Origin of the sequence: Sodalis sp. dw_96 (assembly GCF_018449575.1) — a bacterium.
Lineage (GTDB): Bacteria > Pseudomonadota > Gammaproteobacteria > Enterobacterales > Enterobacteriaceae > Acerihabitans.
In genome coordinates this window covers 1-21,662 of the sequence record NZ_JAAVUT010000013.1, presented here as the reverse complement: position 1 = coordinate 21,662, position 21,662 = coordinate 1, and the positions used below count along the sequence as shown (strand labels likewise).

Genomic DNA, 21,662 nt, shown 5'->3' with positions numbered 1-21,662 from the left:
ATCGCGATATAAAGGAATATTATTTCCTCCTTAATGGATACAATTGGATGAGCTTTGTTCTTCACTCACAACTGCTGAACATGGCGGCTTTCGTGCACACCGTTGAAACCGGTAGCTTTACCCTGGCCGCCGCTCGGATGGGAGTCTCAAAATCCGCAACAGGTAAAAGCGTTGCCCGACTTGAGCAACGGCTGGGTGTCAGACTGCTTAACCGTACCACTCGCAGCGTAAGCCTGACGGAAGAAGGCAGCTTGTACTATCAGAGTTGCCTCAAGATAATGGACGAACTTAATGAAGCTGAATCCCTTTTGGCCTCCCGCAAACACGCGGTTTCAGGTTTACTGCGCGTCAGTCTCCCTATCTCCTATGGAAGGCTCTGTGTCATGCCGGTCCTCGCCGCCCTAAGCTTCGACTATCCGGAACTCAGTTTGAATGTTTCCTTTACCGACCGTCGCGTGGATCTCATAGAAGAAAACATTGATCTTGCGATACGGCTCGGCGATACAGGAAATTACGCCAGTCTTTCCGCACGTAGAATAGCTACCCAGCACTCCGTTATTTGCGCCTCGCCCTCATACCTTAACCGCCGCGGAATTCCGGGCAGTTCCGATGAGCTGGCTTCCCATGATTGCCTGGGCTTTGCCAGAGACGGGAGGGTTCTGCCGTGGAAAACAGTGGATGAAAAAGGTAACGCGAAGCTTATCGAGCCAACCATACGGCATATCGTCAGTCACGGCGAAGCCCTTCGCGACGCCGCCGTCAGTGGCATGGGCGTGGCCTTTCTGTCGACCTGGCTTGCTGGCCGGGAAATCCGCCAGGGAACTCTTGTGACAGTGCCTATACGCACGCCGGAAGATGATGCACCGGTTTCAGCGCTATGGCCGGTATCACGTAACCTCTCACCGCGAATCAGGGTGGTGGTTGACCGGCTGGTCGCAGCGTTCGGTTAAGTCAGCGCCAATAAGTTGGGCAGCCCCTGGAACGGGGCTTTCAACCTTGCTTTAGGCGGTATACGTTATTACCGGATAGAATCGCCAATACAGGCCGCAAGCCCCTCAAGGAGGTGAATATGAACATTGCCCACGTCGCACTCTGGACCCGGAATCTCAACGCTCAGGTTTCGTTCTGGCAACAGATTTTTGGCGGGATCAGTAATGAACGCTATGTCAGCAAAAACCGCGCCGGGTTTGAATCTCACTTCATTACGCTGTCCCAAGGCCCTACTATCGAACTGATGACCTTACCTAAGCTGTCTGCCGCGCCGGAACACTCGGAGTTTGTCGGCTGGGCGCATATTGCGGTGGATGTGGGAACCAAAGCAGATGTCGATCGTCTGGCCGACAATGCCCGACAAAGCGGCACATTATTAAGCCCTGCACGTATAACGGGTGACGGTTACTACGAAGCCGTGATTGCCGATCCGGACGGTAACCGGATAGAGCTGGTGGCCGAGCGGGACAAGAAATAGGCGGTAAAATTATGCAACTTTTGTGACCTTCAACCGGATTGTAAAGCGTGGCTGTGCGATGAGTGTCATGACCGCCGACATGAGGCTATTAGGAAACGTGATTACTTATCACTCATTCCGTTTGCAATACTGACGTGCCGCCATCTATGATTGCTATTAAAGTCCTGATTCATAAAAATTCAGTTCCCGGACAGCGTGCGCTACGCCGACAATATCAGCCAAGGCCAACGCTTGCTCGCGAAACTCGGGCGTGAAGTTATTCCGCGGCTTATTTTTAACAGCTGTGGATTTTTTCATGGATCACCCTCGTTAAAAAGTTTATTAGGTCTGAGGTAAAACCCTCAAGGCAACACGCGGGATTTTAGCCGCTCATCATTTGAAATGATGCCAGACAAAAATAATGACAACTGGAAGTTGTTTTCCACCAAAACAATTTACTTAATTAATCAAGCGACCAGTACCCGGCGTTTTAACGCCATATAGTTGGATATCGACTAACGATGAGGACGGCGGTAAAACCTCGAAAATTAAAGTTTTCCGGCTTTTTGTCGTTAAAGAATAAATAAAGTACCCAGTCCCTGAAAGAATCCGGCGGGTACAGAACGTCGAGTTGACTTAACACAAATTAATTGCACTAGTTCCTAAATTTGCTGTTTAAACTATGGAAGTTAATTATTAATGAAGAATATTTCAGTTCGACTTGCTCTGACCGGCGCAATTTCCATTTTTGTGCTGATGATTTTGGCTATTTCCTGTGCAGGTTTATTTGCGCTCACGCGCTCGAATGATACCACTGAGTTCGTTCACAAGGCAGATAGCCGGGTCATCCTGATTAATGATGTCTACAAAGATTCCGCACGTACCCGTGCGGGATTTGCCCTGGTCTATGCCAGCTTATTGAAAGAGGGCAAAGCCGAACCCTGGATTTACAAAAACATCGAGACGACCCACGGGCGCATGCTGGCCAATATCCAGCTATTCAAGGACCTTCCCGTCATGCTCAGCAGCGACGAAGCTATCAAGACTGAACTGGTGGAGTCGGCGAATGCCTTGAGCCAGCTTCTCGACAAAGCGGAGCATTTGTTGCAGGTGGGGGACGTGAAAGGCTACTACGATATCAACATTCAGGATATCGACAAAGCCGGAGGACGGTTTTCCACATCGCTGGAGAAGTATCAGAAAGACACCCGTGAAACGGTAAACACGCTGACGCAGATAAGAAACAGCGAGTACCGCCAATTGCTGTGGACGATGGCAATCTTATTGCTTATTGCCTTGGTGATAACCATTACCCTGTTGTCCATCTTAAGAAACATCATTCTGCGGCCGCTGAACTATGCCATCGAACAACTGGATGCGGTGGCAGAAGGCGATTTAACCGCCGACATACAGGTATCAAGCAAAAACGAAATCGGTAGATTGCTTTTCGCCATCAGGGGGATGCAACAAAATCTGATGCGTCTGGTCACGCAAGTCCGCTTTGGCGTTGAAGAGATAAACATCGGCTCCAGAGAAATTGCGGCAGGTAACACAGATCTCTCGTCCCGCACCGAAGCACAGGCATCTTCACTTGAAGAAACCGCCGCCTCGATGGAACAGCTCGCCTCCAACGTCAAGCAAAACGCCGACAACGCGCGCCAGACCAGCCAACTCGCCACCAACGCTTCGCAAATGGCCGAGTCCGGCAGCAAGGCCGTATCAGAAGTCGTCCAGACAATGAATGCGATCTCTTCCAGTTCCAGCAAAATTTCCGAAATTATATCGGTGATCGACAGCATCGCTTTCCAGACCAATATACTGGCGCTGAATGCGGCGGTGGAGGCTGCGCGCGCAGGAGAGCAAGGCAAAGGCTTCGCGGTGGTGGCAAGCGAAGTACGCACCCTGGCACAACGCACCGCCTCCGCGGCCAAGGAGATCAAATCGCTGATAGAAGACTCCGCAGACAAGGTCAACATCGGCGCCGGGCAGGTGGAGCGCGCCGGTGCAACCATGCATCAGATCGTTTCGTCAGTGAAGCACGTCACCGACACCGTGGCGGAAATCTCGGCGGCATCACAGGAGCAATCCACCGGTATCGATCAGGTCAACCTCGCGGTTTCGCAGATGGACGGGGTAACGCAGCAGAATGCCTCGCTGGTGGAACAGTCCTCAGCGGCCAGCGCCTCGCTGATGGAACAGGTACGCCTGCTGCTTGAAACTATTCATGTGTTCAAATTACATGAACCGGAAGGCAGGCCAGAGGAGGCCAAGCCAAACATGGCTAACGTATCGCCTCGTCCCGCCAATACGCCTTCTGAGAAACAAAACGATAATGCTGACTGGGAAACATTTTGATAGCGATCCGGATATCGCTATACCCTAGATGATTCGATTTGCTGGAAGGCGGCAACGCAGCGATCCCCGCGAGCTTTCTCAATAAAGTGATTGGGGTGAGCGAGGCAAGCCAACGCACCTGCAGCTTGAAGTATGACGGGTATACGGTTTTGCCGGACAATATTACCCCCGGAAACGGACTGACCGTATTCATTTTTGCGTGGCTGAATGCACAGCCTTGACCCATGACAAGGCGGCCGAGGGGAGACTCGATATAATCAGGGCCGTTTGTCTTCTCATTGGTGTAACAGCATGGCTTATCAACTTAACCTTAACTGGCCCGAATTTTTAGAAAAATACTGGCAAAAACGACCCGTCATTTTAAAGAATGCTCTCCCGGACTTTGTCGATCCCATTACGCCGGACGAGCTGGCGGGTTTGGCAATGGAAGCGGAAGTGGACAGCCGCCTGGTCAGCCATGCCAATGGGAAGTGGCAGGCCAGCTTCGGGCCGTTTGAGCATTTTGATAATTTGGGCGAAACCGGCTGGTCGCTGCTGGCCCAGGCCGTCAACCACTGGCATGCCCCGTCCGCCGAACTTGTACGTCCGTTTAGGGTGCTGCCGGACTGGCGTTTAGACGACCTGATGATCTCCTATTCCGTACCGGGCGGCGGCGTCGGACCGCATATCGATCAGTACGATGTCTTTATCATCCAGGGAATGGGCCGGCGCCGATGGCGCGTCGGCGACAAACTGCCCTTGAAGCAGTTTTGCCCGCATCCGGCGCTGCTGCACGTTGAGCCGTTCACGCCCATCATTGATGAAGACCTTGAGCCGGGGGATATTTTGTATATTCCGCCGGGCTTCCCCCACGACGGTTTCACCCACGAAACCGCCCTTAACTACTCGGTCGGTTTCCGCGGACCCAACGGCCGGGATTTAATCAGCAGTTTCGCCGACTATGCGCTGGAAAACGATCTCGGCGGCGAGCATTACAGCGATCCTGATTTAACCTGCCGCGAACATCCCGGCCGGGTTGAAGATCATGAGCTTAATCGCCTGCGCGGTATGATGATCGATATGATTAATCAGCCCGAGGATTTTAAACAATGGTTTGGCCGCTTCGCGACAACGCCGCGCCACGAGCTGGATATCGCTCCCGCAGAGCCACTTTACACACAAGATGAGATTATCGGCGCGCTGATGGAGGGGCAAGTCTTGAAACGACTGAGCGGGCTAAGGGTTCTGCAGGTCGGCGACGGTTTCTTCATCAACGGCGAACCACTGAAAACGGTCAATCCCGAAGCCGCCGACGCGCTATGCCAGTATACCCGTATCGGTAAAAATGAGCTGGTAGAGGCGCTGCATAACCCGGCTTTTGCGGCGGAGCTGACCGGGCTGGTGAATCAGGGCTATTGGTTCTTTGACGAATCATGATTGATCACATCAATTCACTATCAGGCTGCGCCGGCGCACAGTAATTACCCGGCAAACCGGCCATGAAGAACGCCTTGCCGTTCGGTCGCGTCGGTTGTGTGCATTCTATATTTTCCCTGTTATTCATCTCACGGCCAGCCCTTACGCGGAGGGCCGGGCGTAGCACCACCAACCAGGTTCCCGCAAGGGATCGCTTTACTTGCCTTTGGCGCCCTTGCCCGCCCTCGTCTGGCGCGGCTTCCTAGTCCTTAGCCGCTAAATAAAAAGAGGTCGCGTATTGATACTATAGCGAATAAGCTATATTCTACTTATAGTGAATAGGCTATGAGGCATGACATGTGGGACGTCATCACAACCAACCAATGGCAACCTATAAAGAATTACTGGCCCAGGAAAGTCCGGAAGTACAAAGCCGGGTCGCTGGAAAGGTCGAAGTACTGCGGCGAGAAATTGCTCTAAGCCAGCTCAGGGAAGAGATGAACCTTTCACAGACCGAAATGGCTGCGGCGTTGGGTATTAAGCAGCCAAGCGTTGCACGAATGGAGCAACCCGATAACGATCCGCGCCTGTCTACATTAAAACGATATGTTGTGGCGTTGGGCGGAGAACTAAGCATCGATGTTACGCTCCCAACGGGGAAAAGGATTGCTATCCAACTCTAATATGTATTAGCTCAGATCTGACTATTCCCGCTGAATAAACGGCCAATTGTTTCGCGACTGGCCAACAACCCATGGGATAAGCTATCAACCATTAGAATGTTTAAATAACTTTCAATTTCTACGCGGCTCGTGATCGTGCAAGTATGGCTGTGCGACTCTCCTTGCAGATCACCTCTAAATTTGGCTGTACTGAAGAGACGTCATCAAGTCAACGTGTCTGGATCATCCGGAGGTTAATACATTCAGTCATCGGTGGTTGTGAGCTCGGCTAGGAACAACGTGCCAATGTCAACGGCACGCGTTGCCGCATCTGCATCCACATCCACACTATGTGAAGCTTCGTTCATGACGCTCAACGCGCCAAGCATCTGCTCGGTGCTGGCGGGCATGGCTCCCTGCTGTCGCAGGTCTCGCAACATATCCATGATGCCAGTTGGCCGATCGAAGGCGATGCCCCTTTTCTCAGCGAATTTGCGAAGTGCGCGCTCGATTTCGATGCGAAGTTTGACCAGCGACATCAGCGGGAATTCGCGCGCGAATTCTGTGAGCGTCGGAAGATCCTCTTCAAACTGAGGTGGTAGGGCCTCAGAGATTTGATACTGAGCAACACCCATCGGCTTAGTAGAATCTCGTAAAGCATATTCGACTATGACTTCGTTGCGTCCCTTGCACAAGATGATGCCGATGGTCGGCTTGTCATCAAGGTGGCGTAGCTGATCATCCACGGCTGAAAGGTAGAAATTCATTTTCCCCGCGAACTCGGGCTTGAAGTCCTCTATCTTCAACTCGATCACCACGAAACAGCGCAAGCGCAAATGATAGAAGAGGAGATCGAGATAGTAATCCTGACCACCAATCTGGAGGTGATATTGACTGCCGACGAAGGCAAATCCCTTTCCGAGTTCCAGAATGAGCAACCGCAGATGCTCGATCAGACCGCGTTCGAGATCACGCTCCAGCATTTCAGGGCCAAGCGCAAGGAAATCAAATGTATAGGGGTCCTTAATGATTTGTTGGGCAAGCTCGGATTGGTCGGCCGGGAGGGTCCGCGAGAAGTTGGTCATCGCATTGCCTTGACGGACAAAAAGATTGCTGCCGATCTGGTGGGTGAGAACGTTGCGGCTCCAACCATGTTCGATCGCTTGCCGGGCATACCAAGCCCTCTCCTCAGACGGCTTGACGGCGTCGAGAAGGCGGACGTTATGGCCCCAGGGTAATTGTGCAACAACCTGTTGCACAAATTCGCCATCGGGCCAGGCTTGCGCAAATGCACGCATATATTTTAGATTGCGGGCGGACAGCCCCGTCATCTCGGGAAAAGCGCGCCCGAGATCGTCGGCCAAATGATCGATAACCTTGGCACCCCAACCCTCCCGCTTTTGCCGTGCCAAAATATCACTTCCGATAGTCCAGTAGAGCAGAATCAACTCTCGATTCACAGAAAGGCTGGCGCGGTGCCTGGCTTGGACAATCTTATTCTTAAGGTCGTTGACGAAGGCAAAATAGCTTTGTGCGTCGATCTCGACAGCCCGCCCCGTGTTCGTGGCACGAGGAGTGACAGACTTGGAGCGCCGAGTGCTCATGCAGACACCTTCAAGTGCATCGCTGTCACAAACTTGTCCCATTTGACCATGCCTGCACGTTTTAATATGGGCTTTGGAACGACAGCGGGCCAACCGATTACGCGTTTTTCGCCGTCGGTTAGGATTTCTTGCTTCCCGCTCAATTGCAAGCGCTTCTCCGCCTGCCGGATGGCAGTATCGATAAGGCTGGGCATAACAATTCTCCTAGTCCGCAATTAGGATAGGAAGAGAAAAGAATAGGTTCGGCGCATCAAAACTAAAAGCTGTTTTCTCACTCTTCGAATGGCTCCTAATTTGTCAGAACCGCCTTCCGTAGGCAAGAGGAAAAAATCATATTTTTCAATGTTATTTTGCATATTTATCCAATTATTAGGAAAGGTCCCTCCGCGGCTTATTTTTTTATAGCCATCGGTTTTGTCATGAATCACCCACGTTAATGAGTTTATTAGCCCAGAGGTGAAAACCGTAAGCCACACGCAGGATTTCCCACGCAATACTATTCGCGCACCCATGCGCTCAAATGACACCACTGAGTTTGTTCCCACGGCTGATAGCGGGGTAATCCCGATTAACTAAACAAATGTGATCTATGGACACTCCGGTCCTAGGCCGGTGCTGACCGCCGGTACACCAATCTGCGAGAATCAGCCCCTGCTTGCGGGACTTAAATGTCGGGGGTATACAGGAAGACATTTGTATTATCAATAAGTTATCGTTGATTTCCACTGCGACTTGTTATAGCCTATCCAATAGAGGACTCAAAACCTCGTCTAGCGCGGCCAGGACCAGCCCCGAAAGAGTTGGCCTTTTTTTGACCTCCGTCTATTTAGACGGAGGGTTCAAGCTGCCCGATTAACGTCGGGAGGGCGACTAATACAATACCCTTCGGGGAAATAAGTCCGCGGTTCGCTAGACCGTTTTGAGCCTCCCGGCACCATAATTTTTGGTGTTGTTGTTTTTAACTCAAAGAAACTAGCGAGATTTTTATGCCTACATTTACGTCATCTTCACGGCAGCGCACCGATGCGCTGCTTGCCATACCCTTCAGCGTTGAAACGGATTTCACCCTGCTGGCTGACTATAGCGAACAATTTGCCGAAACCCTGCTGGAGGTCGACGAACCCATGCAGCGGCAGGCGCTCTACGTCCGGCTGGCAGACTGCCTGGCAACGCTGCTGCCTACCATGAATGACCCCCTTCCGCCTCATGTGATGGAAAGCCTTACCGTTGATGAACTCCCATCGCCGAAGCTTGGTTTTGAACCCGATGCCGATCTGCTCTGCGAATATTGTCTGACGCTGGCGCGTCTTTTGACAAACCGGGTGGTAACGCCGGAAATGGAGCAAACCCTGATTGGGTTGATGTTCGAACTCGTTAGCTACTTCGCCAGCGAACTGAAAGCCCCTCGCTGGGTGCGTACCAGCAAAGGGGTGAAGCTGATTGCGGAAGTGGAAAAGGTAAAGAAAGACTGGGAATGGGTGCCTTGATGGCCCCCTGAGTGGTAGCGGGTGGCACTGTTCAGGGTGAGCGGTTTGATTTGCCCTTGTAAAAACAGATAGAACGATCAACCCAAAACCCCTTTCCCTTATCCATGATGAAATTGGCCCTCATACAAGGCATTTCATTGCAAACGCCTGGTTTTGCCTAAAGGGGATAATGAATCAAATAAACGGGGTAATTTTCTTGAATTTTACCCCCTTTAACAGAGCAGATTGCCCTCTTTAAAGATTACGATAGTAAAACACGTGCTCAAACTCATTATTTTATCTACTGTGCAGAAGATGGCAACGATTAATGATTGACGAAATGCAAGAGAAGAACTTATATCAATAGTGAAGAGTTACTCAAGTCAGCTAAAGAATCAGCAAAAAAATTAACTACTCAGGAAAGGTTTGACATGCTTGTTGATGCGAAGATTCTGACTAAAAAGGGCAATTTTAATTCCCGTTTTTTCAAAAAAGAAACCGTACAAAAAAGTAAAGTCTAATATTTACATTTGAAATATTATTTAACTTGGCAACACAGTGAATCCACTCAAACATAATATTGCCTGTAAAGTGATGCTGAATCTACCCAACTGTTGCTTAGTCAGATATCTCCCCGCACTAAATTGGAGAGTAATTTATCATAGAGATAAATATCAAAAAGCATATTTCTCTTTCCCCCAAGTCAAACATCCAATCTTTTCTTCATAAAGCGTTTCTTCAACCGAACTGTCCATTAATTCCAGGCAGTTTTTGCCTCTTACGCCAGATTTAATAAGATTTTCTTTTGCTTTTAGGTAATATCCAAAAAAGGATTTTCTATCATATTTTTCCGTATTGATCATATAGGCACAAACAGAGTCGGTACCGAGTTTATCTCTAACTGATGAATGGCCATATTTGATTATTTCCTTATCAATAGCATGAAGGGCAGTTAAACTTTCATTCGTAGAAAATAGAAGTGAGTGTATTAACGCATCTCTCAAACTATTACTTTGTTCCGCGCTTACATACCCCACAATATTTGGAACAACCATTAGCCATTCTTTATCTGCCTCATGCACACCTTCTATTAATTCAAGAAAATTTTGGCGATTTGATAATAATCTTTCAATTTGATCCCTATGTGCATATTTGAGGGACTCAGGGCACATGGCATGGGCGATGGACAAGAATAAGAAAAGAAAACTGAAAATAGAAATTTTCATCTTATCACTTCCAGAACTGTATCATTAGAATCAAGAATGCGTCGCCTTGTTCCCGGGCCAACAATGATACATCCCTCAGAAGCCCAACCCGGAACGCCTTGCACCCTTTCCCCATGAATGCGAAAAGCATTACGGCCAAATGTATCACCTGATACTTGCGAAAGTACGATTGTCATGGGACCTTTGGATCTCGTTTGTCCGGCTATGCAATATGTACCTCTGGGTAGAGGCCCCAATCCTTTTACCTGCTGTCGATCCGGGTTATTTTTATTCGTCATTCGCCCCGAGTAACCTTTTTCAATAAAGTTACCGTTATAAAAAAGCTCCCCAGTGCTTTGTTTGTACGTCCATGTCATATATTATATCTCCTTTTGACTAAGCGGCTGAACATTCATTTATGCTATCTGTATGCCTGATGTTTCCATCAACGCAAAGCCATGTTATTTTTTCATAGTCCAAATCAACACATTCGATATGATTTCTTTTTTCTCCATATGCATCATAAATATCATACATTAGGGATGTAGTAGATTCGACTTTTACGCCATCTAAAATCAAGGAGAAATAGTGTTCCTCATAACCAGCACCATTAATGCGATAATATTTGAACTCAGCGGATTTAAGCGTTCTTCCCTGTGTTAAAGCTTGATAAATGTAGGGAGATGAAGAATCTATTTCTTTATCAAAACTAACAGGCTGATGTATCCTTGTACCAGTAATATTTCCTGTATGTAGATCAGTGGGCAGTTCAATCATATGACGTAAAGCCACAACCTCAATGCTATGATTACGGCTTAGAACATTTACTGAACCCTTTATCTGATTTCCTATATTATCATAAAGCCATAAATAAATTGGTATAGCCATATTTTAAAAAGTCCCTTTTACATTCATCCGGTTATTATGCTGTTTTTTTATTTCGCCGTAAAGACAAATGAATATCATTCCAAGGGATTGGACTAAATTGGTGATAATATTAATTAGCAAAAAATGTTATATTGCTAAAATTAGTATGATTGATATGTGCAGAGGTTAAATTTTTAGCACTGTTATAAAGGTCGACTGCTGCAAATTTCAACGTAGGACATTGACTTTAAGCACCCTGCTAGCAGGGGGTAAGCCATTTTATTTAAGGATAACCGGCAATCGCATTAACCAGCCGTCTTTGGACCATCGCCGATCAAAACGTTGGACAATTAGCACCTTTTTTTGACCAAATACAGCCAGATCGGCACTGGCGACGGGAAATCCGAATGCACTGGCGATGCGAGAACATAACCATCCATTCTCTCAGCTTTCGCTCAGATTGATGTGGTTCTGCGCTATCATGCCAATAGGTAGCTTGAATATATGGCTGGTCGGCGTGCTGCCATGTGGCCTCTGCCAGCGGCCTTGATACCAAAGCAGAGCCGTTTTCTCCTGGGCTCCTGACAATGAAATCCGGAAATCATCTCCCCCCGTCATCCCTAATGGAGAGGTTTGATAACCGTCGAGCAGTGCTTCAATCTGGATATCATCCAGGTGCTCCGCAAGAGTATCCATGACCGAAGCAATATCAATTCCCTGGGGATAAAGCTGAACCGCCCCTACACAATCGCGCCCAACGCTTGCCAGCAAGTCAAAGGGGTATGCCGTTTTAACATGAAACCGGGCCTGCATCCTGGCGATAATTGCCTCAAAATCCGGCAGCAAATTACTGAAGAAATTCAATACTTCCTTCCCTTTGATCCTGCCATGCTGGAGAGGCTAGCACGCGAGCCAGGCTCAGACAGCCATTCAGGCGTGTATTGAAATAACATCGCACCGCTGCCATCCCGGTACAGCGTACCAACAACAACGCTATTCATCGCGACTGTCAGTGCCGATGTCCTCTTCTCTTACCACTCCCTATTCCAGACGATTTTTTCGTCCGGTGTTGCGCCACGCTTCACCACATGAAGCTCCAGATCCAAAGACGAAAGGATTTTGAACAATGTCTCCAGCTTGGTCGATTCCGGTTTATTTTCAAAATCAGATACTGTCGTTTGCTTGATCCCAACACGTTCAGCCGCTTTTACCTGGCTCAGCTTGTTAAGCTTACGTTGATCCCTGACCGTACTGGCCAGTGATGCCGGAGATGTCACCTTCATTATTACCCCCTATAGCGGATATTTTAATAATAACCTCTGTAGGGGATAAATTCAATATTAACCTCTATAGGGGTTAAACCAACTTTAACCCTTATAGGGGATAAATTGGAAAATGAATGAATAATCGGGCGAATATTCCTGACGACAATGTTAATTGGGAAACAAGAGCACCAATCACCTTGCGAGGCGTTTACCAAAGCCATTACAAAATTGAATTCAGTGTCGAACAAAGCCCTACTGAATGTGGGTTGACCGCTATTTCCCGCGTCTGAGCAAAATTCTTAAACCCGACTTATCATCCCAAATAAACAGTAGTGATCTGGGTACGCTCATGCCCGGTAAATAATTCTGAGTAACTGCCACCGTATTAAAGATGGTCGCTCAGGCAGCCACTCACTTTGCGCCAAGAAATGCTTGATGCCACCGCCGAGAACTTTGCCCGTGACGGCATGCAAAACGTACTCATCTGCTGATACTGACTATTTTATAAGCAACGCGTATTTACTACATAGCATCCACGTTACTGACCCAACTCACGCAGCAGCCTGGTGTTGATATACAGCTTTTCACGGCCAGCAGTCATTTCTTCCAGTACGCCAATAGTTACTAACTGTTTGAGGTATGTTGATGCCGTTTGGCGTTTGGCCACACCTCGTTCAACAAGGTTATCGATCCGGCAATACGGCTGCGCAAAAAGCGCCTGGATAAGTTCATGGGTGTAGATTTTCGGCAGTTGCTCGCGCACATATGCTGTGGTTTCTGCCATCAATTCTCTGACAACCGATATCTTATCAGTCGTCCACCGAGACGTGTTCCTCACTGCCTCTAACATAAATAAAATCCACGATTCCCAGTCACCCTCTTCTGTCACCCTGCGCAGGAAGGTGTAGTAATCATCACGCCTCTCCAGGATGAAGCGGGACAAATACAGTATAGGCAGCGAAAGCAATCCAGTCTGAATCAGGTACAGGATATTCAGGATACGACCCGTTCGCCCGTTCCCGTCCGGGAACGGGTGGATGCACTCAAACTGATAGTGTGCAATAGCCATTTTCACCAGCGGATCTAAATCATCATCACCGTGTATAAACCGCTCCCAGTTCGCCAGTAAGTTACGAATGGCGTCTTCACCCACCGGCGGCGTATATACCACGTTATTATTCTGATCACGCAATCCCGTACCCAGCGTTTTCCTGATATCGGTTTGCACTGCGCGTAATTTGGTGCAGATAGTTACCGCTGTGTTTGTGCAAAGTGGATAGTCCTTAAGGCGGGTATAACCATCATAAAGCGCTGTACGATAGCGCAGCGCTTCTTTGGTGGCCGGATCTGCGCCATCTGCGTGGTCAGCATACTGAAAGAGCCGATCGCTGGTAGTTACGATATTCTCAATGCGCGAAGAATCTTTCGCTTCCAGCATCGGAAGGATGCTTATCAGCAAGCCTTGATCGGGGATCAACTCACCGGCAGTTTTCAACTCTGCGATTGCTGCGCGCGCACTTATACACGCTTTGAGTACGCTGCGCGTTTCAACGCGCTCCAGTTCAGGCGGCAGTATCGGCAACTCGTTGTGAGGGGTTTCTGGATTCCAATTCATATGCTTATAAAAACCGTTTTCATCGACATATAGTCATAATATGTCGATGCTATAAACATGTCACGGCATCATGTTTAAAAAAACGCGTTTTATCGACACGTAGCCAGAACGTGTCGATACCATAAGCATATCCCGGCCACATGTTTAAAAAAGCACTTCATCGACACATGCCCGGGACATGCCGACATGAACCGCACCCCGGCATTTCCCTCACGGAAACCAGCATGAACAACAATTGCACGTTGTATGTCGGATTAGATGTCCACCAAGAATCGATTACTGTTGCTTATGCCATCAACTCGGAACCGGTTGAGCTGATGGGCAAAATCGGTACCACCCCGACGGACATTGAGCGCCTTTGCAAGCGGCTGACATCAAAAGCAGGACGAGTCCAGGTCGTTTATGAAGCTAGCCGCCAGATAAAACAGCTGGTGCAGTTGAGCTGATCCTTAAGCAGGCTGAAGTGGTTTCGTTCAGCTGGACGGTTTGAATTTCATTCCGGCAGTCAATACCGTTGGTTAATTAGCAAGCAAGTGGTGAACTCGCATTGTTAAAAGAATGCCACTCAATCATTCTTACCTTACCCAATATTACCGATGTATGGATCAACAAGGGGCTAATACAGAAAGCCTTGCGGAGACTGAATTTCAGGCATAAAAAAAGCCACCCTTGGGTGACCTGATTGTGTACTAATGGTGCGAAGGCCGGACTCGAACAACCAAATAATTATTTAATTTTAGTAAGTTAGTTAGAAAGCCTTTCTATCGAAGCCCCCAAAAAGGCCCCCAATTTATTAAGAAGGCGAAAAGCCAACCTGTTTCCATGCTGAATTTAGCACTGGTCAAACCAGATTGCGAGTTATTTTTCAACGCCATTTTAAAACTGATCGAGGTCAAACGAAGCCTATAGAACGCTCATTCCCACGCCTTGCGGATCTGACTCTCATAAAGAATTCCATCAGTGTTGCTATCAGCCCATAAGCCAAACGCATTATTATTACTACCGGCGCGATTATCCGCAAGATAGCCGGCCAAGGCTTGCCTGATTAACTCTGCCCGGGAGAGATGGCGAATAGCGGCCAGATTATCCCATTGCCGGAGATCTTCTTCAGGTAAATCGATCACGATGCGGGTCATCTGTACCCTCTCCCGGATGATTCTTCATGAACATCATTATCGATCACAATAGTGCTCCGATCCACTTATTTTATTAGCATCATAAACGGCTGACCGATGACATAAGTAGTACCTTTCATCATGAACTTATATAAATAAAATATAACACCTAAGGATCTAAACAGGCGAATTGATAGAATCTGAGTAAAATATCAAATTAAAGAGTGAAGTTACTACATAATTAGCTTCTGATTTTTAATTTACTAAAAAAGCTTATAAAATATAAAAAAAGAAAACTGTCTGGTTTAGCTGAGTTGAAAAACTCGGAACAGCCAACTATCAAAATATTTGACATTGAAATGAAGGTTGAATAGAAGCAGGCAAGTATCTAGAAAAAACAAGCCCCCGGGGGCATGCTTGCGCAGAGGTCGCACCGGGGGTCTACAAGAATGATATTAACCTTTCCCAGTTGTTTAGTCAACACAGCGGTATTGCATATAGAAGGAGCACAAATTGGCCAATAAAAGGCTTCCTGAATTGGGCGTAGATGGTTTGCAACAGATCATTTCTTGCTTTTCAAGACCTCGTTTAAGTAAATACCTTAAGGTAACAAATAATAGTGAATTAAAATCATTAAAATTATATGTAATTAATACGAAGATTAGTTCGGCATTATTTTCAGATATTCATTATATAGAAATTACTCTCCGAAATAAATTCGACAAAGAACTCGCAGCTGGATTTGGACCAGAATGGTTTAAAGAAAAACGGTTTTTAGCATTATTAAATCCGCTTTGTCAGAATATGTTGATCAAAGCGCAAAATATTGCTGTTAGGCAAAGTATAAAAGGAAGCGAACTACTTCCCGGAAAAGTGATTGCCGAGCTAACCTTTGGGTTCTGGTATTACTTAACCGTTTCTATGTTTGAGCATTCACTGTGGGTTCCCTATTTACATAAATCATTCCTGCCTCGAAAGGCGCCCAAACGTTCTGTATTTAACCAGCAAATCGATAAAATACGACAACTTCGCAATCGAATCGCTCACCATGAGCCTATATTCCATATGAACTTATTAGAACTTCAATTGAATATCCGTGAGGTCAGTAAACTACTCTGTCCCAACATTACAATCATTATGAAGAGAACCAGCACAACAAAACGAGAAATAATGGCCTTAAGCAATTATCTTCGCCGTTGTAATGCAAAGTAACCGATTGGCGAACTTGGACTGCCGCCAGGATCGTGGACACGCCTGTCTATAGCGCGCCCCTCTGATTTTAGTAGAATCGAGGATTGCTGCCGCAACACGCTGCGGACTAAAATCAATTCGCTCGCGGGGCGCGCGCTCATTCCAACTTAGGGCATCATGACGATAATGGACAAATACCAATGAAGCAGAGTCCAGCTAACCCTGAAATGCTGATGAAACTGACAACAAAGGAGACTGGCATCATGACCGCATGGCACAACGATTTATCCAAGCAGAATGTGTACGATAATCCCGATTTTTTCGAAGGATATAAGGCATTACGCCAGAATGACTCCGGCCTGAATGGCGCGTTAGAGCTGCCCGCGATCCGCGCCTTACTGCCGGAACTGAGCCACTTGAACGTGCTTGATCTTGGTAGCGGCTTTGGCGATTTTGCGCGTTACGCCCGGCCCAATGGTGCCGCCCATGTCACGGGGATTGAACTGTCAACGCGTATGCTGGCTGAGACACAACGCCTGACGGATGATCCGGGCATTACCTTTCAGCATATTTCGATGGAGGATTTTGCTGCTGATAACAATATCTATGATCTGGTGGTGTCGTCATTAGCCTTGCATTACGTCGAGGATTATTCGGGGATATGCCGCAAGGTTTATAATGCGCTAAAGCCCGGCGGGTATTTTATTTTCAGCGTTGAACATCCGGTTTGTACCGCCTGGCCGGTAGGATGGATCACCACTGAAACCGGCGAACATTGGCCGCTGGATAATTATCACGATCAGTCGATACGCCATACCACGTGGTTTATAAACGACGTCATTAAATACCATCGCACGACAGATAACTATGTGAATACCCTGCTGGGTTGTGGTTTTACCCTGCGCGCATTGTCTGAGCCGCAACCGACAGAAGAAGCCCTGGCGAAACGGCCCAAATTAGTGAAACACTGCCGCCGGCCGCCTTTTTTAATACTCAAAGCACAAAAGTAGCTGTCAGCACCGTAAGCGGCGGTCGGGCATCTTGGTTGAGGCTGAAAATGCTCAAGGTTTTGGGAAGTCTACTTCGCAGGCTGCTTTCGGCACGTTACCGAGCTCTTCGGCGAGATTCAATAAACCCACTTTGTGTTTAATGACAGGATTGTTAGAGAGAAGCATGAGAGTCACCTCGTGTTATGTAAAGGGATTCGACACCCTTACCAAAACCGGTAACTCTCAATCTTTCAAGCTGTTGTGTCAGATGTACTCATGACGAACACAGATTATGCGTATTTGGCCGACTTTACTTTCTTTCTCGGTCCCACAATATCCATTTCTTTCTCTTTCTGACCCACTTTGGCGAGTTTATTGCCGTCAATAGTTGCCCAGAAATCTAAGGAGCGTTTCGCAGCAGCCATCGCTTTGTCAGAATCGATTCTTTTAGTTTGCTTGATCATTACGCCTCCTTTTTTCTTACTATCATTGCATACAATTCTACATCAACTCTGTTCATTTAACAAACAGCCCCTGTTAGCCATAGAGGTAACTTCTTACTCATCAAGATCAACGCCATTCACCTTGATACGGATCATTTCCAGAATGTCCCGCACTTCAGCCGACATTTTATCGTGATCATTCCACACTTGAGCAAAGCCATACGACCTGTAACGTGGTTGGGCATCAGGAACTGGATCTTGAATAAAAACCTCTTCAAATTCAACAATATTGCAGAATGTTGTTGAGTATATTAGGGCAATAACCAGCGCATTGCCTGTCAGAGCTGTCTCTTCATCAGAGATAAAATTCTCCAACATGCAGATAGAGAACTGTTCACGCCGCTCATCATACTTGCAAAGAATGACCGCATGTAACGAGCCCGGGTCATCATGATCGATTACCTTGAGGGAGATGTCTAGGATGCCATCGTCGGCGTTGCCTCTGTAACGATTCATCGCCCACGGCCAGTTGAGGATGCTGTGGTCGATGCCCTCTTCCAGCCGTTCTTTATCTGCTTCGCTTAGCACGCCAACCGAGATGTTATCCCACCCAAAACCTTCAATGGCTTGTTGCGTGGTGCTTAGGCACCGTTCATGGATTTGCTGAATTGTTAAATCATCCACTTCGATCAGCCTTTCTAAGCTATTTCATCCTGCTTGGAATCATATAGCAGAAACGCTGATATGTTAATCAATACCTTATCCAGGTTAAGGGAATGTTTGCCCTTCCCCGTTGCATCAATTGATATCGATGTTGAACGAAGCCCATTGATCAGAAGTGAGTCATCAGCTCTCTCTCCCGGATGAATTTTAACAGACATCAATACGGGGCATTATGCTGAAATAAACGATTTTTTTACTTCATTTAGCATTAAATCGCCTGTTCTATCTATTGTGCGGCAAACCACTCCTACGAATTTAAGATTGCAAGGCACAATGCCTTAAGAAATATTGAGTTAGGTGTGTTTTCTTCAATTGATCGCATACCCACCAGGGGCGTAATATAAAACGCTCTCACTTTGTAACATATTACCCTAATATTTCAGCATCCCCTGAGACTGTCTGGGTCGTGGAATGCGCATGAATAAATCCAACTTCGATTTTTTGAAAGGCGTTAACGATTTTATTTACGCCATTGCTTGTGCCGCAGAAAACAACTACCCGGATGATCCCAATACCACACCTTCAAGATGCGGATGTTCGGTGAAGCCACGGCGAAACACCTCGGCGTATTGTTAAATATCCCTCCCTGCGAGAACCAAAACGACCTGCTGCGCGAACTGGGTAAAATTTCTTTCGTCGATGGCAGTATTCTTTCCGTATTCCATAAACTGCGTCGTACCGGCAACCTAGCGGTGCATGAGTATCATAACGACCTGAATGACGCCCAGACAGACTGAACAGGAACGTAAGGCATATCACACGCTGATGCGGGAATTGGGTGCAGGTGATGAAGCCGATGCTCAGCGCACATTGCTAAATGAAGCGTTTGGCGAGGAGAAGGCATGAGCGGGGGAAATTGCCTGAAGGGTGGTTAGATACACAATTAGGCAATATTGTCGATTATGGTAAGGCAACTAAACAAGGCTTGTCTGATGTTCAGCCTGATACCTGGGTTTTAGAGCTTGAAGATATTGAAAAGGATTCATCAAAGCTCCTTAATCAAGTTAGGGCAATGGACCGGCCTTTCAAAAGTACAAAAAACAGCTTTAAGAATGGTGACGTTTTATATGGGAAACTACGCCCTTACTTAAATAAAATTATCGTTGCCAAAGAAGATGGCGTATGTACGACTGAAATCACCCCTATCAATGCAGAACCTTTTTGCTCCAATAAATATATTTTTTATTGGTTAAAAAATTCTGTTTTTTTAAGTTATGTCGATGAGGTCAGTTATGGCGTGAATATGCCCCGTCTTGGTACAACAGATGGTTTGAATGCTCCATTTCGTCTAGCGCCACTTGCAGAACAAAAAATCATCGTTGAAGCACTCGATACGCTATTGGCGCAAGTAGACAGCGTTAAAGCACCTCTTAAGCAAATAGCTAGAATCCTTGAGTTTTTTCGTCAAACTGTATTTGGTGTTGCGGTCAGAGGGAGACTAACGGAGAAATGGTGAGCACAAAATAATATAAAGGAATGGAGCAATACAACTTGGGAGTCTATTTTGAATAATAATAAAGACTCTTTCAAAAGGGGGCCATTTGGAAGCTCATTGACAAAAGCAATGTTTGTTGAACACGGTTATAAGGTATATGAGCAGTATTGTCCAATCAATGACGATTGCTCCTATGCACGCTATTACGTAACTGAGATAAAATTTAACGAAATGAAAGCATTTCAAGTTATCGATGGGGATTTCTTAATTAGTTGTTCGGGAGTGAGCCTAGGAAGAATTACCCAAGTTCCAAAGGGAAGTGAAAAAGGCATAATAAACCAAGCTTTGCTAAGAGTACGGATTAATAATTTATTATATAATGATAAATTCTTCAAACTCCTCGTCAAATCCCCTCCTTTCCAAAAAAAAAAATTTGAGAATAGTACAGGTTCGGCCATACCAAATTTAAAAGGGGTAAAACAACTTAAAGCAATGCCGGTACCTTTGCTTTCTTTAGAAGAGCAACACGAAATCATCCGCCAAACCGAACAACTTTTCGCTTATGCCGATACTATTGAAAAAGAGGTCAGCAGCGCACTTACCCGCGTAAATAACCTCACCCAATCCATTTTGGCAAAAGCATTTCGCGGTGAACTGACGGCGCAATGGCGGATAGAAAACCCGGAGCTGATAAGTGGTGAAAACAGTGCGGCGGCATTACTGGATAGAATAAAAACCGAACGCGCCGCCAATAGTAGTAAAAAAACGTTGCACAAAAAAGCCTAAATACTAATTGAAGCGCACTACTATTGTGCGCTTAAAACATTTTCTGTTATCCACGCATTTCTTTAAGCAGAACATTTTTAATACTATATATAGTATAGTCGTGGAATCCATTAGAATCTAAAAGCAATATATACTTTTAGACCCTTCTTCGCTTACTAAATAACGCTTTAGAATCGATGGCATTATTAATATGCTAATATATTAAAAAAGTTAGCAGAACGTCTACATTCAATTTCGAATTGATCGCCCAGACTTATTAAGGCCTTAAATTTCTTTTCCACTGTTCTGAAGGTGACAACGTTTCATGATGCACATTGGGTTGGCTACTTCGGTTCAGTTGGGTAGGACCCATAGGAATGTTAGGCATCTGAACATTTAGAGGACAATGCCCTTTCGCTGCTTGTATTACATTCTGTACGGCTGCTAAACCCGCGCCCAATGGAACACCTGCGGGGCCAGAAGTTGCCAATCCAAATCCCGCGCCCCAAGCCATGTCATTCGCAAGCCCTCTTGCCATTTCTCTATTATTGGGTCCAATATTTGAATTATTCATTTATATTCCTTTTCTTAATAAATCCATATATCAGCAGGATGATTATAGTGATAATCATAGTAATGACCGACGATATGCAATAATGCAAAAAACCGTCTTTAGTTAAGATATCTGTTTTTATTTGTTCTAGCGAGCTTAATTTAGATAAATTCGACAAAAAAGCCAATAGAGCAATAAATAAAATTGTTTTAACGCTCATTTCTTTGAGTTTCTTGCTGAGGAATACTGCTATTAGTACAAACAATACTGGCTTAAATATATCAGTTTCCATGATATTAACTTCCCTTAGTAATTATAGTTAGAGACATACAGCAGGTTCTTTTTTATATCCTTACTTCAAACATCTACTATATTTTTATGAAGTTTATCAGTAATCTAATTATTGCCTAATTCAGGGCATTTTTGCTTCAGATGACTGATTTGATAAAATTTTCCTAGGTTTTTATTGGTGCGTTATGTGCCATGATACTCGACACTATGCCATCAGCCAAGTCCAGCGCTTCGTATTAAGCTGCCATATCTTATGTAAAACGGTGCGGGTAAGGA

At 46.4% G+C, this 21,662-nt stretch carries 22 protein-coding genes and 5 pseudogenes; 13 read left to right on the top strand and 14 right to left on the bottom strand.

Annotated elements, in window-relative coordinates:
* Window positions 1-47: 47 nt before the first annotated feature.
* Both HB631_RS18075 and HB631_RS18070 read left to right on the top strand, forming a co-directional pair.
* On the top strand, window positions 48-950 hold the full coding sequence (locus HB631_RS18075) for a LysR family transcriptional regulator (RefSeq protein ID WP_213992573.1): 903 nt from the start codon (window positions 48-50) through the stop codon (window positions 948-950).
* A 119-nt stretch (window positions 951-1,069) separates the two neighbouring features.
* Complete coding sequence (locus tag HB631_RS18070; protein ID WP_213992572.1) at window positions 1,070-1,468, top strand: VOC family protein; 399 nt, start codon at window positions 1,070-1,072, stop codon at window positions 1,466-1,468.
* Between the two features lie 159 nt (window positions 1,469-1,627).
* Here HB631_RS18070 and HB631_RS18065 read toward each other — a convergent pair.
* A pseudogene (locus HB631_RS18065) lies at window positions 1,628-1,765 on the bottom strand (IS3 family transposase); the annotation flags it as partial.
* Between the two features lie 381 nt (window positions 1,766-2,146).
* Between HB631_RS18065 and HB631_RS18060 the strand changes: the two are divergent.
* The 3 genes from HB631_RS18060 (at window position 2,147) to HB631_RS18050 (ending at window position 5,880) form a co-directional block, all read left to right on the top strand.
* Complete coding sequence (locus HB631_RS18060; RefSeq protein ID WP_213992570.1) at window positions 2,147-3,802, top strand: methyl-accepting chemotaxis protein; 1,656 nt, start codon at window positions 2,147-2,149, stop codon at window positions 3,800-3,802.
* Window positions 3,803-4,093: 291 nt separating this feature from the next.
* On the top strand, window positions 4,094-5,218 hold the full coding sequence (locus HB631_RS18055; RefSeq protein WP_213992569.1) for a cupin domain-containing protein: 1,125 nt from the start codon (window positions 4,094-4,096) through the stop codon (window positions 5,216-5,218).
* A 362-nt stretch (window positions 5,219-5,580) separates the two neighbouring features.
* Window positions 5,581-5,880 (top strand): helix-turn-helix transcriptional regulator, encoded by a 300-nt coding sequence (locus tag HB631_RS18050; RefSeq protein ID WP_213992656.1) that lies wholly within the window; start codon window positions 5,581-5,583, stop codon window positions 5,878-5,880.
* A 242-nt stretch (window positions 5,881-6,122) separates the two neighbouring features.
* Here the strand turns inward: HB631_RS18050 and HB631_RS18045 are convergent, their stop codons facing one another.
* Window positions 6,123-7,463 carry a PDDEXK nuclease domain-containing protein gene (locus tag HB631_RS18045; protein WP_213992568.1) on the bottom strand — a complete coding sequence of 447 codons (1,341 nt, stop codon included), beginning with the start codon at window positions 7,461-7,463 and terminating at the stop codon, window positions 6,123-6,125.
* Window positions 7,460-7,657 carry a hypothetical protein gene (locus HB631_RS18040; protein ID WP_213992567.1) on the bottom strand — a complete coding sequence of 66 codons (198 nt, stop codon included), beginning with the start codon at window positions 7,655-7,657 and terminating at the stop codon, window positions 7,460-7,462. Before HB631_RS18040 ends, HB631_RS18045 begins: the two co-directional genes overlap by 4 nt.
* A 792-nt stretch (window positions 7,658-8,449) precedes the next feature.
* Between HB631_RS18040 and HB631_RS18035 the strand changes: the two genes are divergently transcribed.
* On the top strand, window positions 8,450-8,950 hold the full coding sequence (locus tag HB631_RS18035; RefSeq protein ID WP_213992566.1) for a hypothetical protein: 501 nt from the start codon (window positions 8,450-8,452) through the stop codon (window positions 8,948-8,950).
* A gap of 653 nt (window positions 8,951-9,603) precedes the next feature.
* Here HB631_RS18035 and HB631_RS18030 read toward each other — a convergent pair.
* The 7 genes and pseudogenes from HB631_RS18030 to HB631_RS18005 form a co-directional block, all read right to left on the bottom strand.
* Window positions 9,604-10,155 carry a hypothetical protein gene (locus tag HB631_RS18030; RefSeq protein WP_213992565.1) on the bottom strand — a complete coding sequence of 184 codons (552 nt, stop codon included), beginning with the start codon at window positions 10,153-10,155 and terminating at the stop codon, window positions 9,604-9,606.
* Window positions 10,152-10,511, bottom strand: coding sequence for a tlde1 domain-containing protein (locus HB631_RS18025; protein ID WP_213992564.1), 360 nt, complete (start codon window positions 10,509-10,511; stop codon window positions 10,152-10,154). Before HB631_RS18025 ends, HB631_RS18030 begins: the two co-directional genes overlap by 4 nt.
* 19 nt (window positions 10,512-10,530) lie before the next feature.
* Complete coding sequence (gene tssD, locus HB631_RS18020) at window positions 10,531-11,022, bottom strand: type VI secretion system tube protein TssD (protein ID WP_213992563.1); 492 nt, start codon at window positions 11,020-11,022, stop codon at window positions 10,531-10,533.
* A 258-nt stretch (window positions 11,023-11,280) separates the two neighbouring features.
* A complete protein-coding gene (locus tag HB631_RS27315; protein WP_345945721.1) occupies window positions 11,281-11,382 on the bottom strand; it encodes a hypothetical protein in 102 nt (33 codons plus the stop codon).
* A gap of 63 nt (window positions 11,383-11,445) precedes the next feature.
* Window positions 11,446-11,954, bottom strand: a pseudogene (locus HB631_RS27105) (HipA N-terminal domain-containing protein).
* 78 nt (window positions 11,955-12,032) lie between these two features.
* Window positions 12,033-12,284, bottom strand: coding sequence for a helix-turn-helix domain-containing protein (locus HB631_RS18010; protein ID WP_213992562.1), 252 nt, complete (start codon window positions 12,282-12,284; stop codon window positions 12,033-12,035).
* A 520-nt stretch (window positions 12,285-12,804) separates the two neighbouring features.
* The gene (locus HB631_RS18005) at window positions 12,805-13,881 is read right to left on the bottom strand and encodes a Fic family protein (RefSeq protein WP_213992561.1); all 1,077 of its coding nucleotides are present in this window, start codon (window positions 13,879-13,881) and stop codon (window positions 12,805-12,807) included.
* Between the two features lie 224 nt (window positions 13,882-14,105).
* Between HB631_RS18005 and HB631_RS18000 the strand changes: the two are divergent.
* Window positions 14,106-14,291, top strand: a pseudogene (locus tag HB631_RS18000) (IS110 family transposase); the annotation flags it as partial.
* A gap of 504 nt (window positions 14,292-14,795) precedes the next feature.
* On the opposite strand, the gene HB631_RS17995 reads toward HB631_RS18000, so the two are convergent.
* Window positions 14,796-15,017, bottom strand: coding sequence for a ribbon-helix-helix protein, CopG family (locus HB631_RS17995; protein WP_213992560.1), 222 nt, complete (start codon window positions 15,015-15,017; stop codon window positions 14,796-14,798).
* 492 nt (window positions 15,018-15,509) lie between these two features.
* On the opposite strand from HB631_RS17995, the gene HB631_RS17990 reads away from it, so the two are divergent.
* Together HB631_RS17990 and HB631_RS17985 are read left to right on the top strand one after the other, a co-directional pair.
* Window positions 15,510-16,208, top strand: a complete 699-nt coding sequence (locus HB631_RS17990; RefSeq protein WP_213992559.1) for an Abi family protein — start codon at window positions 15,510-15,512, stop codon at window positions 16,206-16,208.
* Window positions 16,209-16,450: 242 nt separating this feature from the next.
* A complete protein-coding gene (locus tag HB631_RS17985; protein ID WP_213992558.1) occupies window positions 16,451-17,197 on the top strand; it encodes a class I SAM-dependent methyltransferase in 747 nt (248 codons plus the stop codon).
* A 269-nt stretch (window positions 17,198-17,466) separates the two neighbouring features.
* Here HB631_RS17985 and HB631_RS17980 read toward each other — a convergent pair whose 3' ends face one another.
* On the bottom strand, window positions 17,467-17,640 hold the full coding sequence (locus HB631_RS17980) for a hypothetical protein (protein ID WP_213992557.1): 174 nt from the start codon (window positions 17,638-17,640) through the stop codon (window positions 17,467-17,469).
* A 93-nt stretch (window positions 17,641-17,733) separates the two neighbouring features.
* Entirely contained in the window at window positions 17,734-18,303 is a 570-nt protein-coding gene (locus HB631_RS17975) for a hypothetical protein (RefSeq protein WP_213992556.1), read from the bottom strand.
* A 456-nt stretch (window positions 18,304-18,759) separates the two neighbouring features.
* Here HB631_RS17975 and HB631_RS17970 point away from each other — a divergent pair.
* The 4 genes and pseudogenes from HB631_RS17970 to HB631_RS17960 form a co-directional block, all read left to right on the top strand.
* Window positions 18,760-19,070 (top strand): annotated as a pseudogene (locus HB631_RS17970) (hypothetical protein); the annotation flags it as partial.
* 34 nt (window positions 19,071-19,104) lie between these two features.
* Window positions 19,105-19,188 (top strand): annotated as a pseudogene (locus tag HB631_RS27095) (hypothetical protein); the annotation flags it as partial.
* Entirely contained in the window at window positions 19,160-19,798 is a 639-nt protein-coding gene (locus tag HB631_RS17965) for a restriction endonuclease subunit S (protein WP_213992555.1), read from the top strand. The pseudogene HB631_RS27095 and the gene HB631_RS17965, both read left to right, overlap by 29 nt.
* 48 nt (window positions 19,799-19,846) lie before the next feature.
* Entirely contained in the window at window positions 19,847-20,563 is a 717-nt protein-coding gene (locus HB631_RS17960) for a restriction endonuclease subunit S (RefSeq protein WP_213992554.1), read from the top strand.
* Window positions 20,564-20,819: 256 nt separating this feature from the next.
* Here the strand turns inward: HB631_RS17960 and HB631_RS17955 are convergent, their stop codons facing one another.
* On the bottom strand, window positions 20,820-21,116 hold the full coding sequence (locus HB631_RS17955) for a hypothetical protein (protein ID WP_213992553.1): 297 nt from the start codon (window positions 21,114-21,116) through the stop codon (window positions 20,820-20,822).
* Window positions 21,117-21,662 lie beyond the last annotated feature (546 nt).

Excerpts from the sequence above, each read along its gene's own strand:
- HB631_RS18075 (WP_213992573.1), top strand. The coding sequence starts at position 48 with ATGAGCTTTGTTCTTCACTCACAACTGCTGAACATGGCGGCTTTCGTG.
- HB631_RS18070 (WP_213992572.1), top strand. The coding sequence starts at position 1,070 with ATGAACATTGCCCACGTCGCACTCTGGACCCGGAATCTCAACGCTCAG.
- HB631_RS18060 (WP_213992570.1), top strand. The coding sequence starts at position 2,147 with ATGAAGAATATTTCAGTTCGACTTGCTCTGACCGGCGCAATTTCCATT.
- HB631_RS18055 (WP_213992569.1), top strand. The coding sequence starts at position 4,094 with ATGGCTTATCAACTTAACCTTAACTGGCCCGAATTTTTAGAAAAATAC.
- HB631_RS18050 (WP_213992656.1), top strand. The coding sequence starts at position 5,581 with ATGGCAACCTATAAAGAATTACTGGCCCAGGAAAGTCCGGAAGTACAA.
- HB631_RS18045 (WP_213992568.1), bottom strand. The coding sequence starts at position 7,463 with ATGAGCACTCGGCGCTCCAAGTCTGTCACTCCTCGTGCCACGAACACG.
- HB631_RS18040 (WP_213992567.1), bottom strand. The coding sequence starts at position 7,657 with ATGCCCAGCCTTATCGATACTGCCATCCGGCAGGCGGAGAAGCGCTTG.
- HB631_RS18035 (WP_213992566.1), top strand. The coding sequence starts at position 8,450 with ATGCCTACATTTACGTCATCTTCACGGCAGCGCACCGATGCGCTGCTT.
- HB631_RS18030 (WP_213992565.1), bottom strand. The coding sequence starts at position 10,155 with ATGAAAATTTCTATTTTCAGTTTTCTTTTCTTATTCTTGTCCATCGCC.
- HB631_RS18025 (WP_213992564.1), bottom strand. The coding sequence starts at position 10,511 with ATGACATGGACGTACAAACAAAGCACTGGGGAGCTTTTTTATAACGGT.
- tssD (WP_213992563.1), bottom strand. The coding sequence starts at position 11,022 with ATGGCTATACCAATTTATTTATGGCTTTATGATAATATAGGAAATCAG.
- HB631_RS18010 (WP_213992562.1), bottom strand. The coding sequence starts at position 12,284 with ATGAAGGTGACATCTCCGGCATCACTGGCCAGTACGGTCAGGGATCAA.
- HB631_RS18005 (WP_213992561.1), bottom strand. The coding sequence starts at position 13,881 with ATGAATTGGAATCCAGAAACCCCTCACAACGAGTTGCCGATACTGCCG.
- HB631_RS17995 (WP_213992560.1), bottom strand. The coding sequence starts at position 15,017 with ATGACCCGCATCGTGATCGATTTACCTGAAGAAGATCTCCGGCAATGG.
- HB631_RS17985 (WP_213992558.1), top strand. The coding sequence starts at position 16,451 with ATGACCGCATGGCACAACGATTTATCCAAGCAGAATGTGTACGATAAT.
- HB631_RS17980 (WP_213992557.1), bottom strand. The coding sequence starts at position 17,640 with ATGATCAAGCAAACTAAAAGAATCGATTCTGACAAAGCGATGGCTGCT.
- HB631_RS17965 (WP_213992555.1), top strand. The coding sequence starts at position 19,160 with ATGAAGCGTTTGGCGAGGAGAAGGCATGAGCGGGGGAAATTGCCTGAA.
- HB631_RS17955 (WP_213992553.1), bottom strand. The coding sequence starts at position 21,116 with ATGAATAATTCAAATATTGGACCCAATAATAGAGAAATGGCAAGAGGG.